This is a genomic window from Neorhizobium sp. DAR64860/K0K1, from assembly GCF_050500205.1.
Taxonomy (GTDB): domain Bacteria; phylum Pseudomonadota; class Alphaproteobacteria; order Rhizobiales; family Rhizobiaceae; genus Neorhizobium; species Neorhizobium soli.
This window is the reverse complement of the sequence record NZ_CP191459.1, coordinates 2,134,466-2,146,838: the sequence shown is the minus strand read 5'-3', so window position 1 is coordinate 2,146,838 and position 12,373 is coordinate 2,134,466. Positions and strand designations below refer to the sequence as shown.

The window sequence follows — 12,373 nt, the reverse complement described above, 5'->3', positions numbered from 1 at the left end:
AAACAGTGGATTGGACATCAATACGGGCTTTAGGAAGGCACGAAGTTCGATCCTGCGCGCTTGCGTTCGCGACCGAAAGGGTGAAGATCGGGCCTTTCTTCCGCACCACAATGCCTGGAGCTGTAATGTCCATGAAATTCGATATCGCCTTTTCCGCCTCCGCCGTCATCGATGGAGGACTTGCGATTCAGCTCAAGCTTTCAGGCGATGCCGCAGCCGCCGGTGTCGCCGAGGTCGATCCGCAGGCTGTCGCGGTGAGGGCGGCGGGCATCGCCAAGTTCAAGGGCAAGGCATTGTCGACGCTGGATATTCTGGCCCCGGCCGGATCGAAGGCCGACCGGCTGGTCGTGCTGGGTCTCGGCAAGGCCGACAAGCTGACAGCCTACGATTGGCTGAAAGCGGGTGGCGTCGCAGCCGCTGCGGTGAAGACGATGGAGAAGGTAACGGTGTATCTCGATGCACCCGGTGCCGACGTCGGCGCGGCCGAAGCTGCTGATTTCGCGACCGGCATGCTGCTGCGCGCCTACAAGTTCGATACCTTCAAGACCAAGAAGAAGGACGACGACGAGGACAAGTCGCCGAAGACGGTGACCGTCACCATCGTCACGGCAAAAGCCGATGCGGCGACTCAGCAATTCGTCTCGGCGAAGGCCATTGCCGAGGGTGTGATTCTCGCCCGCGACCTCGTCAACCTGCCGCCGAACGTGCTTGGCCCGATCGAGTTTGCGCAGAAGGCGAAAGATCTGGAAACGCTCGGCGTCGACGTGGAGATCCTGACCGAAACCGAGATGACGGAACTTGGCATGGGCGCACTGCTCGGCGTCGCCCAGGGCTCTTCCCGGCCGCCGCGGCTGGCGATCATGACCTGGAACGGCGGCACGCCCGGAGATCAGCCGGTCGCCTTTATCGGCAAGGGCGTCGTTTTCGATACCGGCGGCATCTCGATCAAGCCGAGCCTCGGCATGGAAGACATGAAGGGCGACATGGGCGGTGCCGCCGCCGTGACAGGCCTGATGCACACGCTGGCCGCCCGCAAGGCCAAGGCGAACGTCATCGGCATTATCGGCTTGGTCGAGAACATGCCTGACGGCAACGCCCAGAGGCCCGGTGATATCGTCACCTCGATGTCCGGCCAGACGATCGAAATCGTCAATACCGATGCGGAAGGCCGGCTCGTGCTTGGCGATGCGCTCTGGTACTGCAAGGAACGCTTCAAGCCGCGCTTCATGATCGATCTCGCGACGCTGACCGGAGCAATCGTCGTAGCGCTTGGCAATCTTCATGCCGGACTGTTTTCCAACGATGACGCGCTGGCGGACGAACTGACGCAGGCGGGCGAGACAAGCGGCGAGAAGCTCTGGCGCATGCCGCTCTCCAAGGACTATGACAAGATGATCGACAGCCGCTTTGCCGACATGAAGAACAGCGGCGGCAGGCAGGCCGGCTCGATCACTGCGGCGCAGTTCCTCAAGCGTTTCGTCGGCGATACGCCCTGGGCGCATCTGGACATCGCGGCAACGGCGCTCAACTCGCCGCAGAACGAGATCAACCAGTCTTGGGCATCCGGCTACGGCGTGCGCCTGCTGGACGAACTCGTCCGTAAGAACTACGAGAACTGATGACCGAAGTTCTGTTCTATCACCTGACCGAATCGAAGCTCGAAGATGCGCTGCCGGCGCTTCTCGAAAAGAGCATCGAGCGCGGCTGGAAGGTGGTCGTTCAGACGGCCGAAGACGTGCGTCGGGATTTTCTCGACGCACATTTGTGGACGTTTCGCGATGACAGCTTTCTGCCGCACGGCACCGATGCAGCGCCGATGCCGCAGGAGCAACCGGTTCTGCTGACCGCGACACCTGAGAACCAGAATTCCGCTACCGTACGTTTCGTCGTCGACGGCGCCGAGCCGCCGCCGCTCGACCCTTACGAACGCGTCGTCTTCATGTTCGATGGCTACGATCAGCTTCAGCTGGAAGGCGCGCGCGCCCAGTGGAAGAAGCTGAAGGGCGATGGACATGCGCTGACCTACTGGCAGCAATCGCCTGAGGGACGCTGGGTGAAAAAGGCCTGATCAGGCAAGGTCGGTCCGCGCAAAATCTCCGCCGACGTAGAGAAGCGGCAGTCCGGACTGGCGCGCACCGGCATAGGAGAAGCAATCCCCGAAATTGAGCTTTGCCGGATGGCGGCCCTTGCCGTAGCGGGCGAAGGCGTCTATGGCGGCAGACGCGACTTCGTAGGATGCTGGCAGGACAGAAATCTCGAAACGTTCGACGAAGCACTGTATCAGCAGCTTCGTTTCGTCGGGGTGCCTCCCAAGCCGGGTCGCCAAGACAGTCGCCGATTCGTAGATCACGGTTGGACCCGTGCAAATCGACCGGCTATCTGCCATGCGGCTCAGAAGCTCGTTCGCCTTGTCGCCGTCGATCAGGATCTCGACGATGACAGAGCTATCGATGAACATCGTTCTCGCCCCACATGTCGTCGAGATAAGCCTTTTCATCAAACGCGGGCAGTGACTCATTGGGCGGCATGTTGAAATCTCGCCTCAGCAACTCCAACCGGTCTCGCAAAGCCTGGAGTCGTTCGCTTCGTGTCGTGTTGTCGGAGACAGGTTCAGTTCGTTGATGAACCTCTCCCACCACGCGCTCCAGCGCCTGGCGAACCGCATCCTCCTTGCTCGGAGCATTAAGGATTTTCTGCGCCTGTTCGGCAAGCGCATCGAGAACCGGGTCGGTGATATGAAGCGTCATGGTCATGCCTCACAGGGTTGCGAACGGACGGTAGTGTATCCGCGGATTTGGCACAACCGATGGCTTCCGCTCACGCCTTCACGATCGTTTCGCGCAGGAAACTGTAGCCCATCGCCAATCGCGCGGCCTGTTCAAGCGTATCGCCGGCGCCGCCGTGACCGCCCGAGCCGTATTCGTGAAACAGAGGACGATGCCCGGCGTCGATCAGTCGCTTGGCGAAACGGCGGGCATGCGATGGATGCACGCGGTCGTCGTTGGTCGAGCTTTCGATGTAGATCGGCGGATAGGTCACCTCAGCCGCGGGGTCTATATTGTGGAGCGGCGAATAGGTCAGCATCGCGGCAAGCTCTTCCGCGACGTCAGGGTTGCCGTATTCGTCCATCCAGGCCTTGCCGGCTGGGAAGACGTGGAAACGCGACATGTCGATGACGGGGACCGAGGTCCAGATTGCGCCGAAATCTTGTGGATAGCGCGTTGCCATGACAGCGGTCAGAAGACCGCCATTGCTGCCGCCATGGCAGGCGATGCGCGACGGTTTTGTGATGCCACGTGCGACAAGATCGCGGGAGACTGCGACGAAATCCTCGAACGCCTTGTGACGGCCCTTGCCCTTGGCGACCGTGTGCCAGTCGGGGCCGAATTCCGCGCCGCCGCGGATATAGGCCTGTACATAGGCGCCGCCATGCTCGAGCCAGACGCCGGTATTGCCCGAGTAGTAGGGAGCAAGCGGCCAGCCGAAACCACCATAGCCATACATCAGGACCGGCAGTTCGCCCTTCTCCCACGTCTTCGGATAGACGATGTGATAGGGGATTTTCGTCCCGTCTTCCGATGTCGCCTGCAGAAGCTCGGACTGCATCCCTTGCGCATCGAAATAGGCGGGAGAGACGCCGGTTGGAACCAGTTCGGGCGTGCGGGCGCGATCCGTCAGGTCGAGACGCCATGTCCCGTAAGGCTGCAGGAACCCCTGGCCGATGACGGTCAGGATTTCCTCGCCGCGCGTGAGGTCGGCATCGAGCGTGCGGAAGCCAACCGTCTGCAGCGCCGAAGGCAGCGGCAGTTCTTGCGGCTGCGCATCCGGTTTCGTGAGGTCGATCAGGAATAACCGCGGCACCATCACGTCGCTGACGATGAATGCGCCCCAGGTCTTGAACAGCGTGAACTGAGTGACGGTCTGCCCGTGTTCAGGGCTAAAGAGAACACGGGCAGCACCCAGCGGCTCATCCGAATACGGGATAAAATCCTGCAGGATCAGGCTGCCGGTCGGATAGCGCTCGTCACTCTTGGCGCGCCAGAGCAGATGGCGATGGTTGGCGGTGACATCGATCCTGTCGGGCAGATCGAGACGCCGGAGCGCACCTTGTCCATCGCGGACATGGACGCTCATCCGGTCGATCTCGTGGATGACGGTAAAGAACTCGATCGGCTGCTTGTCCGAACCGCCGTTCCAAAACAGTGGATCGATGATCCCGCCGGTCGCCTGAACGTCGTCGGGGCCCGCCTCGAACAGGATCGGTGCATCTTTCGGATCCATGCCGCGCTTCAGCCGGCGGCCGACGCGGGGCCAGCCAGAGCGGGTGGCGGAAAAGTCGTCGATCGATCCGAAATAGGCGATCTCGTCCGGGCCGATCCAGCTCGCATGGGCCCGCGCCACCGGCGTGTCGAAACCGCCCTCGACGACCGCCTTCGCCTCCGTGTCGAACTCCAGCAGCCGCATCTGGTCGGATCCGCCGTCGGACAGGATGACGAGAACACGGGTCGGCTCGTAAGGGGAGGTGACGGCGCCACTATAGATCCAGCGCTTGCCTTCGGTAACGCAAAAGGCATCGAAATCGAAAATGGTTTCCCAGGCCGCGTCGTGGCGCGGCTCGTCTGCTGCCGGTAGTCGGCGCCAGAGACCGAGCGGATTGTCCTTGGTGCGATGAAAGTCGAACTGCCAGCGTCCGCGCCGCGCCGGCACGATCAGCCGGTCCTCGCGCTCGAACATCGCCTTCAGCGTGTCGCGGTCCGCTTCGAATTGGGGTGTTTCCAGGGCGTCCGCTGAGATTGCGTTCTGCTCGGCGATAAAGGCGAGCGTGCGGGCGTCGTCGTCGGTTTCGAGATAAAGATCCATCGAAGGCCTCCTCTGGCTGCAGCACCTTAGCTAGGCATGCAGAGGGGCAGGGGCAACCGGATTACGAAACTCAGCCGGCCATCGCCTCTTCGTATTCGGAAGACAGCATCAGCCATTGCTCTTCGGCGGCCGAGAGCTTGGCCGCGGCCTCGGCCCGTTCCTTGGCCTTGGTTGCAGCCTTTGCCGGCGTCTTTTCATAGAGCGCCGGGTCTGCAAGCTCTTTATCAAGCGCCTGAATCAGCTTCTCAAGCTTGGCCGTCAAGGCCTCGGCATCGTTGATCTTTTTGCGCAAGGGGGCGAGCGAGGCACGCCTTTCCGCGCTCGCCTTGCGCTGTTCGACCTTCGATGCCGCGTCATCAATCAGCTGCGGTTTTTCTTCTTTTTTTTTACCGGAACTGACAATCAGGTCGCGGTATTCTTCGAGATCGCCCTCGAAGGTTTGCACCGTGCCGTTGTTGACGAGCCAGAGACGGTCGACCGTCGCCTCGATCAGATGCCGGTCATGGGAGATAAGAATGACCGCGCCCTGATAGTCGTTGAGCGCCTCGATCAGGGCTCTTCGGCTGTCGATGTCCAGATGGTTGGTCGGCTCGTCGAGAATGAGGAGGTTGGGCGCGTGGAAGGCGGCAAGCCCCATCAGCAGGCGAGCCTTTTCGCCGCCCGACAGATCCTTGGCGGGTGTCGACATCTTTTCTGTCGCAAGCCCCATCTGGGCGACGCGGGCGCGGACCTTGCCTTCCGGGACTGACGGCATCAGGCGGCGGACGTGCTCGACGGGAGAATCACCCGGGACGAGGTCGTCGAGCTGGTGCTGGGCGAAGAAGCCGATCTTCAGGCTTGGCGCGAGCTTCAGTTCGCCGCTTTCGGCGGCAAGCCGGCCGGCGATGAACTTGGCGAAGGTGGACTTGCCGTTGCCGTTCGAGCCGAGGAGGGCGATGCGGTCGTCATGGTCGATCCGGAGCGTGATGTTCTTGAGGATCGGCTTGCCCGGCTCGTACCCGACGGCACCGTTCTGCACCGAGATGATCGGCGAGGCGGGTTGCTTTTCGGGCTCGGGGAAGGTGATCGGCTGGACATGATCCTCGATAACAGAGGCGACCGTTCCCATCCGCTCCAGCGCCTTGACGCGGCTCTGCGCCTGCTTGGCCTTGGAGGCCTTGGCCTTGAAGCGGTCGATGAAGGTCTGCAAATGCTTGCGGGCTGCATCGTTCTTCACCTTGGCCTTGGTCTGCAGCTCGTCGTTTTCCGCCTTCTGGCGTTCGAACTGGTCATAGCCGCCGCGATAGAAGGTAAGCTTCTTCTGGTCGAGATGGACAATCGAAGTGACCGCATTGTTGAGCATGTCGCGGTCATGGCTGATGACGATCACCGTGTGCGGATAGCGGCGCACGTAATCTTCCAGCCAGAGCGTGCCTTCAAGGTCGAGATAGTTGGTCGGCTCGTCGAGCAGGAGCAGGTCCGGCTCGGCAAACAGAACCGAAGCAAGCGCCACGCGCATGCGCCAGCCGCCGGAAAATGACGAGGCAGGCCGAAGCTGAGCTTCCTGCGAAAAGCCAAGGCCCGCGAGAATGCTGGCGGCGCGCGCTTCCGCCGAATGGGCGTCGATGTCGACGAGGCGCATCTGGATGTCGGCAATTCTGTCCGGATCGGTGGCCGTTTCTGACTCGGCCATCAGCGCTGCGCGTTCCTTGTCGGCGGCGAGCACGATTTCCAGCAGCGAATCCTCGGTGCCGGGCGCTTCCTGAGCCACCTGTCCGAGCTTGGCGCTCTTCGGATAGGAGACCGAGCCGGTCTCCGAGCTGAGCTCGCCGGTAATCAGCTTGAACAGCGTCGATTTGCCCGCACCGTTGCGGCCCACAAGCCCGGCTTTGGTGCCGGCGGGCAGCGTCACGCTGGCATGGTCGAGGAGAAGGCGCCCGGCAATACGGGCGGAAAGGTCGGTAATGGTAATCATGGCCGCGGTTTTGGCCGAAACCGGGCGTGAAGGCAAGACGGCGGCCGTCGCGATTTGCGGGCATTGTGCGCTGCGAAGGGACAATCTCTCAGGGATCTCCCCCTGTTCCTCCGGGAACAGCCCTCCAGACCGCGCCCATCTAGGTTCGTCCCTGGCCACTCGGCCGAAGCATCCCTGACGGATGTTCGAACAAGGAGGGTTGAGAGATGAAGTTTTGGAAAGCGTCATGCCTGACACTTTTGGTGTCGGTTTCCTTTGCACCGACAGGCGCATTCGCCGATGACCGGTTCACCTGCTGGGCACCGACCGCGGCGCAGGCGGCCTTTACCGCAGACTACTGGACGGACGAGCGCCGTCGCAATGCAATCCCCGCTCCCGGCCTACTGCCGGAGAGCGGCATGCCAGGTGGCGACGTACATTCCCTCGAAGGGACCGAGGTCAAGCTGGCACCGATCAAAGAGGCTCCGTTCAAGTTCGGTGGCAAGCTGTTCTTTAGCCTGGGCGGAATCGATCAAGCGGCCAGCGCCCAGTTCGTATCCGACGACAAGATCATCATCGGGGCGGCACACGCCATGTGGCTGAATGGAGACCAGGCCAGCAACGTGGTGTTCTATCCGGGTTATGACGGAGCGCCGGGCGAGGCTTATCCTATCGAAATGGCGTCCGTCCTGACGGCGTGGACGAAGATACCGCAAGTCCCGGGCCTTGCTGCGGCCGCAGTCGATTACGCGGTCATGCGCAGTACCAAGGCCTCGACGTCTGGAAAATTCCAGCTGCGTCTCGCTAAGGTGCCTGAGAAAACCGAACTCACCCTGATGGGATATCCCGGACGGCTGGATGGTGGCGAGTACATGTTCATGGAGGACCCGTCGATCAGCGTCAGCGATGCGACGGCTTACGAGGCAAAGCCGCATCCGATGTACGGCGGCGGTGCCAGTGGCGGAGCGTGGTTCCTGCCGGCTGAGAATAAGGCGTTCGAAATCTTCAGCGTCGTGTCGAATGGCAGCCCTAGTAACGTCAAGGGGCCGCATTTCACGCATGAGACCGAGGAAATGATCGAGTACGTCAAGGGTGGCTGCAAGTAGCGATCGCAAAAGGGCAGGCGACCTGCGCGACGGACCTCAAAATCCGTCGCGCTCGGCGTCGCGGCCTGGACCACCCTGTCAATTGTCGGTAGCCCCTTCGCGCGACATGATCTTCAGCGATCGGTAGTCGAGGATGATCAGGCGGCCGCGCCGCATGCCGAGCACGCCGTCGCCCTTCCAAGCCTGAAGCTGCGCGTTCACTCGTGGGCGGCTGGCATTGATCAGTTGCCCCATTTTTTCCTGCGATATCGCTCTGTCGATCAGCAGCCCCTCCGCTGTGCTGCGGCCGTGCAGGCGGGCGAGATCGACGAGAAGACGCGCAAGCCTGGTCTGCAGCGTATGCAGTGCCATGCCTTCGGCAAAGGCCATCGTCTTTCTGAGCTTGCGTGCGAATGTCTTCATCAGAAAAGCCGACATCTGGGGCATGCGGGTGATCTCACTGAATGCGCTGCGACGGACCACCATCACGCGGGTCTCACCGGCCGCGACCGCGTTCGCGAAGTGGGTGCAGCCGAGGGTGAGTTCGACATCTCCCAGAACGTCGCCGGCTCCGAGCTCGGCGAAGATCACCTCATGCCCATCCTCCGAGATGAAGTAGAGGTGCACGCAACCGGAGACGATGATCGACAGCGCGTCGCAGGCCTGACCGCTGAAAAACAGCGTCTGGCCGTCCCTATAGAGCCGGCTCGCCGACCCCGACACGAGACGCGAGTACGTGTCGTCGTCGAGATCGTCGAACCACGCGGAATGTCGGATATCGTTGTTGATCTTGGAGATAAGGTTCGATGTCATAAACCCACTCGGACGCTGAGGTGTCGCTTGCCGTCTGAGCCGTGATACGAATAAATGCAATCAAAAGTTGTTGCATGCGTGACATTCTCCAGCGATAAATCATTCTAGGTTGTACTCACGGCAGGAGTTGCCGTTGGTAGCCGAACGGGCCGCTCGGTCCGGTCCGCATGTCGCGGCGGCAAGAATGTGAAAGAGGAGAGGTCAGCATGCGTGTTATGATGGGAAGGGAAGCGATCGAGACCTTCGAGAAACAGGATCTGGGGACGCCCTATACGCTTACGGTCATGAACGAGAACCCGAAGTTCCAGAGTTATGCGTTGTTCCAGACGATACCGGACGTGGTCGGCGCGTCTCAGAGCCCTTTGTCCCTGGCATGGATGATCGGCAACGCGGCCTCGGGCAGCCCGGAAAACCCGAGCATGTCGACATTCAGCTGGACGATCGACTACTCGATCAGCGCCGGTTACATCCAGGAACTCGGGTCGACGCTCAGCCCGCGGGCCTTTGCGACCGCCAGCAAATGCGACGTCATGCTCGAGGGTCTTAACAACGTCGCGATCACCTACCAGGGCGCGTTCCCAAACGGTGCTCCGGCGTTTCCGACAAATCCGACAGCGGGTCCGGCCGGTGTGTTTCTCGTGCGGGCGAACAACCTGATCCCGTCGGTTCTGCAGCAGGCCAGTGTCCGGATGTCGCTGAACGTGGGTCTTGCGATGGGCGGCAAACCGGCCGTCGCGGTGCAGCTCGAGCCAAACCTCGACTACACGTTCACACCGAAGCCGAGCTATTTCATCATCGCCGGCTCGTTCATCGAGGGGCAGGTGATCGATACGGCCATCTCGTCCGCAGCGTTTCCGGTCCAGTTCGCGCAGGGCGTGACGAGAAAGACAATCCGCTTCACGCAGGAAAACCAGTTCGTTCCCGCCTGACGCCGACGCGATCGACTTTTTGCTGAAATGCAGGACGCGGCGCCCGGATGGCCGCCGCGTCACTGTCGTATGGGGGATCGGTCGATGCGTTCAGGAAACGCGACGGCTTGGATCGCCGAAGATCGCCACGGTGTCGGTTCCGGCGCCTGAACCCTGGGCACGTAGACTTTCGAGTGCCGTTGCCGCATGCAGCTTGATCTGCTGCGGCGAGAATGCCTCGGTCGAGAGCGCCACGCCGATCGACAGCCGCATGTGGGGGTAATGCCCTTCACCGGAACCTGCAAACACGAGGCTGTCGGCGATTGAAGCCACGAGCCGATCGGCGATCGCTTTTGCACCGCTCCGATCGACATCCTCGAACAGAAACGCAAAGCTGTCGGTCGCGGTCCGGGCCAGAAAGTCGTTCTTCTTGATCGCCTTGCGGAAAATCGCGGCGGCGCGCTTGACGATCCGGCCGGCAGTCACCTGGCCATAGGTCTGCGCCATCTCGCCGAGATCGACGAGGCGGACGACAAACAGCGCGGCCGGGCGGTGCTCGGCGGAAGGCGCGTAGAGGAGGTCCAGCTTTTCCGCCAGCGCCACATGGTTGGGAAGCCCGGTCAGCCGGTCGGACAGAGAATTGGTTCGGGCCGCTTCCGCCAGATTGCTCGACATCAGCAGCCGGTCGGCGGCAAGCTCCAGAGATTTGGTGAGACCGATCTCGGCGGAGAGCGTTTCGCTTAGGTTCGCCTGAAGATGATCGAGCTCGGCCTGGATGTCGGCGAGACCGCTGGCACTTCCGCTCCGAAGGCTTTCGGCCGCCGTCTCCAGCGCACGTACGAAATTCTGCTTCTTCAGCGTGGCCTGGGCAATCGTGCCGACGAGATCGAGAACGCGTCTCGTTTCCTCGTCCCGGTTGGCGATCGATAGAACGACGAAGCCGGGAAGCTGGTAGCGCAGGCCGATCTCGTCGATCTGGGCCTGGGTAGCGCCGGTCGGAAGGGTGGCGACGTCGCGGGTAAGCGCCGGATCGGACCCCGACAGCGCTTCGTGGAACAGCGTGTAGTTGCGTGGAAGACCGGCAACGTCCTGCTTTGCCATCTGCTGCGCCACGACAGCCAGGCTCCTGTCACGCGATTGCCGTGCATTGTCCGCCGACATGATCCACCTATTCCTCAGGGTCTCGTTACTGTCTCGTTTCAGGAAGACATTACGCGAGATCGAGGGTTAAGAACGCCTGAAACGTTGGCTTTTGTCAGGCGTTTGAAGACGTCTCGTTGCGAATACGGTTAAGGCTGAGTTCACAACCCCTGTTTGTCCTAAAGCCGTATTACGTTAAACCTGCATCCACTGTTTTCCATGCCCCCGTAGGAAGGCGATCATATCGAGCACTACGGAGGGCTTGCCGAGCGAGGTGAGGATGGCGTGCACCTGCCCCCGGTGGTGGGTCTGGTGGTTGAAGAGATGGGCGAGAACAGGCGCCACTGGTTCGGTGACCTCCGTCGGAACGGTCACCGGCGTATAGGTGACGGTGGTGCTGAGCGCGTTATCGGTCAGAGACCCGAGATAGTTCGTGATACGGACATCTTCTGCGTCACGCGCCGTGCGCAGGTCAGAGAAATCCTCGAACAGAACGGCCCCCAGATCCGTCGGCGCCGTGCCGTCTCCGGTCAGGCGGTGCATCCAGATGCGGTCGGCAACGAGAATGTGGTTGAGCGTGCGGTGGATTGATCCGAAGAAGGCGCCACGATCTTCGCGGTATTCGGCGTCCGTCAGCGCGGCACAGGCATCGTAGACCTGTGAATTTGCCCAGGAATTGTAAGCGGCAAGCATCTGAAAATGGCGCAGCATTCAAAGCGTCTCCGGTTGTTCACGTGTAATCATACCGGATTTGTCGGCCAACCCGAGGGGCAGGGGTTGATACCACCCATGAAATTTCCTGACTGGATTTGTGGGGCTTCCCATCCCATCATGTGCGGTGAGTGACAGATCAGGAGCCCATGATGACACGCATTCTCTATTCCCTCTGCGGCGCTGACGCGCACCGGCCATTTTCGCCGCATGCGTGGAAAGTGGTGATGGCGCTCAAGCACAAGGGGCTCGAATACACGGAGCAGCCGACACCGTTTACGCAGATCCCCAACCTGGAGAACGGGTTTTCCAAGACCGTGCCGATCCTGCGGGACGGAAACGAACTGATCCGTGACAGTTTCGACATCGCGGTCTATCTGGACGAGCGCTATACCGACCGTCCGACCCTGTTCGGCGGGGAAGGCGGCAAGGCGCTCTCCCGGTTTGTCGAGGGTTTTTCGCAGACGGTGGTACACGGCGCAATCGCAAGGATCGCAATCAAGAGCGTGCACGATACGCTGGGGCCGGCCGACCAGGCCTATTTCCGCAGCAGCCGCGAGGCCATATTCGGCCGGTCGCTGGAAGAGGTCGCCGCCGACCGGCAGAGGGAAATCGACACCTTCGCCGAGAAACTGAAGCCGGTTACGCACACGCTGAAATTCCAGCTTTTCCTCGGCGGCGAGGCGCCGCTGTTTGCCGACTACATTCTGTTCGGCGCGCTGCAGTGGCTGCGGGTGACGGATGGTGCCGACGTGCTGGGCAAGGACGGCCTGCTGGCTTCGTGGTTCGAGCGTCTGCTCGACCTTCATGACAGCGCAGGACGCGTTGTGACGGCTGCGTGAAATTAGGCCCATCCCCCTTGTTTCCGGCGAAAGGGGCGGTTAAACACCGCCCACTTTCCGTGGAAACAAAGGATGAGACCA

Annotated in this window: 12 protein-coding genes; 5 read left to right on the top strand and 7 right to left on the bottom strand. The window is 61.4% G+C overall.

The annotated features are described in order from the left end of the window. Positions 1–125 precede the first annotated feature (125 nt). Positions 126–1,619 carry a leucyl aminopeptidase gene (locus ACQY1J_RS15050; protein WP_430250222.1) on the top strand — a complete coding sequence of 498 codons (1,494 nt, stop codon included), beginning with the start codon at positions 126–128 and terminating at the stop codon, positions 1,617–1,619. Further along, a complete protein-coding gene (locus ACQY1J_RS15045; RefSeq protein ID WP_184654871.1) occupies positions 1,619–2,068 on the top strand; it encodes a DNA polymerase III subunit chi in 450 nt (149 codons plus the stop codon). The genes ACQY1J_RS15050 and ACQY1J_RS15045 overlap by 1 nt, the downstream gene beginning before the upstream one ends. Here the strand turns inward: ACQY1J_RS15045 and ACQY1J_RS15040 are convergent, their stop codons facing one another. The 4 genes from ACQY1J_RS15040 to ACQY1J_RS15025 all read right to left on the bottom strand — a co-directional run bounded on the left by ACQY1J_RS15040 (position 2,069) and on the right by ACQY1J_RS15025 (position 6,814). Continuing rightward, complete coding sequence (locus ACQY1J_RS15040; RefSeq protein ID WP_192076711.1) at positions 2,069–2,458, bottom strand: type II toxin-antitoxin system VapC family toxin; 390 nt, start codon at positions 2,456–2,458, stop codon at positions 2,069–2,071. Beyond that, on the bottom strand, positions 2,445–2,747 hold the full coding sequence (locus ACQY1J_RS15035) for a type II toxin-antitoxin system VapB family antitoxin (RefSeq protein ID WP_192077124.1): 303 nt from the start codon (positions 2,745–2,747) through the stop codon (positions 2,445–2,447). Before ACQY1J_RS15035 ends, ACQY1J_RS15040 begins: the two co-directional genes overlap by 14 nt. 70 nt (positions 2,748–2,817) lie before the next feature. After that, positions 2,818–4,860 (bottom strand): prolyl oligopeptidase family serine peptidase, encoded by a 2,043-nt coding sequence (locus ACQY1J_RS15030; protein ID WP_430250221.1) that lies wholly within the window; start codon positions 4,858–4,860, stop codon positions 2,818–2,820. A 70-nt stretch (positions 4,861–4,930) separates the two neighbouring features. Next, positions 4,931–6,814, bottom strand: coding sequence for an ABC-F family ATP-binding cassette domain-containing protein (locus tag ACQY1J_RS15025; RefSeq protein ID WP_430251952.1), 1,884 nt, complete (start codon positions 6,812–6,814; stop codon positions 4,931–4,933). A gap of 206 nt (positions 6,815–7,020) precedes the next feature. On the opposite strand from ACQY1J_RS15025, the gene ACQY1J_RS15020 reads away from it, so the two are divergent. Then, complete coding sequence (locus ACQY1J_RS15020) at positions 7,021–7,899, top strand: trypsin-like serine peptidase (protein WP_174195940.1); 879 nt, start codon at positions 7,021–7,023, stop codon at positions 7,897–7,899. Between the two features lie 78 nt (positions 7,900–7,977). Here the strand turns inward: ACQY1J_RS15020 and ACQY1J_RS15015 are convergent, their stop codons facing one another. Next, the gene (locus ACQY1J_RS15015) at positions 7,978–8,691 is read right to left on the bottom strand and encodes a Crp/Fnr family transcriptional regulator (RefSeq protein ID WP_092661890.1); all 714 of its coding nucleotides are present in this window, start codon (positions 8,689–8,691) and stop codon (positions 7,978–7,980) included. A gap of 206 nt (positions 8,692–8,897) precedes the next feature. On the opposite strand from ACQY1J_RS15015, the gene ACQY1J_RS15010 reads away from it, so the two are divergent. After that, positions 8,898–9,620 carry a hypothetical protein gene (locus tag ACQY1J_RS15010; protein WP_430250220.1) on the top strand — a complete coding sequence of 241 codons (723 nt, stop codon included), beginning with the start codon at positions 8,898–8,900 and terminating at the stop codon, positions 9,618–9,620. Positions 9,621–9,710: 90 nt separating this feature from the next. Here ACQY1J_RS15010 and ACQY1J_RS15005 read toward each other — a convergent pair whose 3' ends face one another. Both ACQY1J_RS15005 and ACQY1J_RS15000 read right to left on the bottom strand, forming a co-directional pair. Continuing rightward, positions 9,711–10,760 (bottom strand): GGDEF domain-containing protein, encoded by a 1,050-nt coding sequence (locus ACQY1J_RS15005; RefSeq protein ID WP_430250219.1) that lies wholly within the window; start codon positions 10,758–10,760, stop codon positions 9,711–9,713. A gap of 174 nt (positions 10,761–10,934) precedes the next feature. Next, positions 10,935–11,450: a DinB family protein gene (locus ACQY1J_RS15000; RefSeq protein ID WP_430250218.1), complete on the bottom strand. Its 516-nt coding sequence runs from the start codon at positions 11,448–11,450 to the stop codon at positions 10,935–10,937. Between the two features lie 152 nt (positions 11,451–11,602). Here ACQY1J_RS15000 and ACQY1J_RS14995 point away from each other — a divergent pair, with 152 nt between their 5' ends. After that, positions 11,603–12,292: a glutathione S-transferase family protein gene (locus tag ACQY1J_RS14995; RefSeq protein ID WP_113167363.1), complete on the top strand. Its 690-nt coding sequence runs from the start codon at positions 11,603–11,605 to the stop codon at positions 12,290–12,292. Positions 12,293–12,373 lie beyond the last annotated feature (81 nt).

Bases quoted from the DNA above. Each gene is read 5' to 3' on its own strand.
- ACQY1J_RS14995 (WP_113167363.1), top strand. From the start codon at position 11,603: ATGACACGCATTCTCTATTCCCTCTGCGGCGCTGACGCGCACCGGCCA.
- ACQY1J_RS15000 (WP_430250218.1), bottom strand. From the start codon at position 11,450: ATGCTGCGCCATTTTCAGATGCTTGCCGCTTACAATTCCTGGGCAAAT.
- ACQY1J_RS15030 (WP_430250221.1), bottom strand. From the start codon at position 4,860: ATGGATCTTTATCTCGAAACCGACGACGACGCCCGCACGCTCGCCTTT.
- ACQY1J_RS15010 (WP_430250220.1), top strand. From the start codon at position 8,898: ATGCGTGTTATGATGGGAAGGGAAGCGATCGAGACCTTCGAGAAACAG.
- ACQY1J_RS15040 (WP_192076711.1), bottom strand. From the start codon at position 2,458: ATGTTCATCGATAGCTCTGTCATCGTCGAGATCCTGATCGACGGCGAC.
- ACQY1J_RS15015 (WP_092661890.1), bottom strand. From the start codon at position 8,691: ATGACATCGAACCTTATCTCCAAGATCAACAACGATATCCGACATTCC.
- ACQY1J_RS15035 (WP_192077124.1), bottom strand. From the start codon at position 2,747: ATGACGCTTCATATCACCGACCCGGTTCTCGATGCGCTTGCCGAACAG.
- ACQY1J_RS15025 (WP_430251952.1), bottom strand. From the start codon at position 6,814: ATGATTACCATTACCGACCTTTCCGCCCGTATTGCCGGGCGCCTTCTC.
- ACQY1J_RS15045 (WP_184654871.1), top strand. From the start codon at position 1,619: ATGACCGAAGTTCTGTTCTATCACCTGACCGAATCGAAGCTCGAAGAT.
- ACQY1J_RS15050 (WP_430250222.1), top strand. From the start codon at position 126: ATGTCCATGAAATTCGATATCGCCTTTTCCGCCTCCGCCGTCATCGAT.
- ACQY1J_RS15005 (WP_430250219.1), bottom strand. From the start codon at position 10,760: ATGTCGGCGGACAATGCACGGCAATCGCGTGACAGGAGCCTGGCTGTC.
- ACQY1J_RS15020 (WP_174195940.1), top strand. From the start codon at position 7,021: ATGAAGTTTTGGAAAGCGTCATGCCTGACACTTTTGGTGTCGGTTTCC.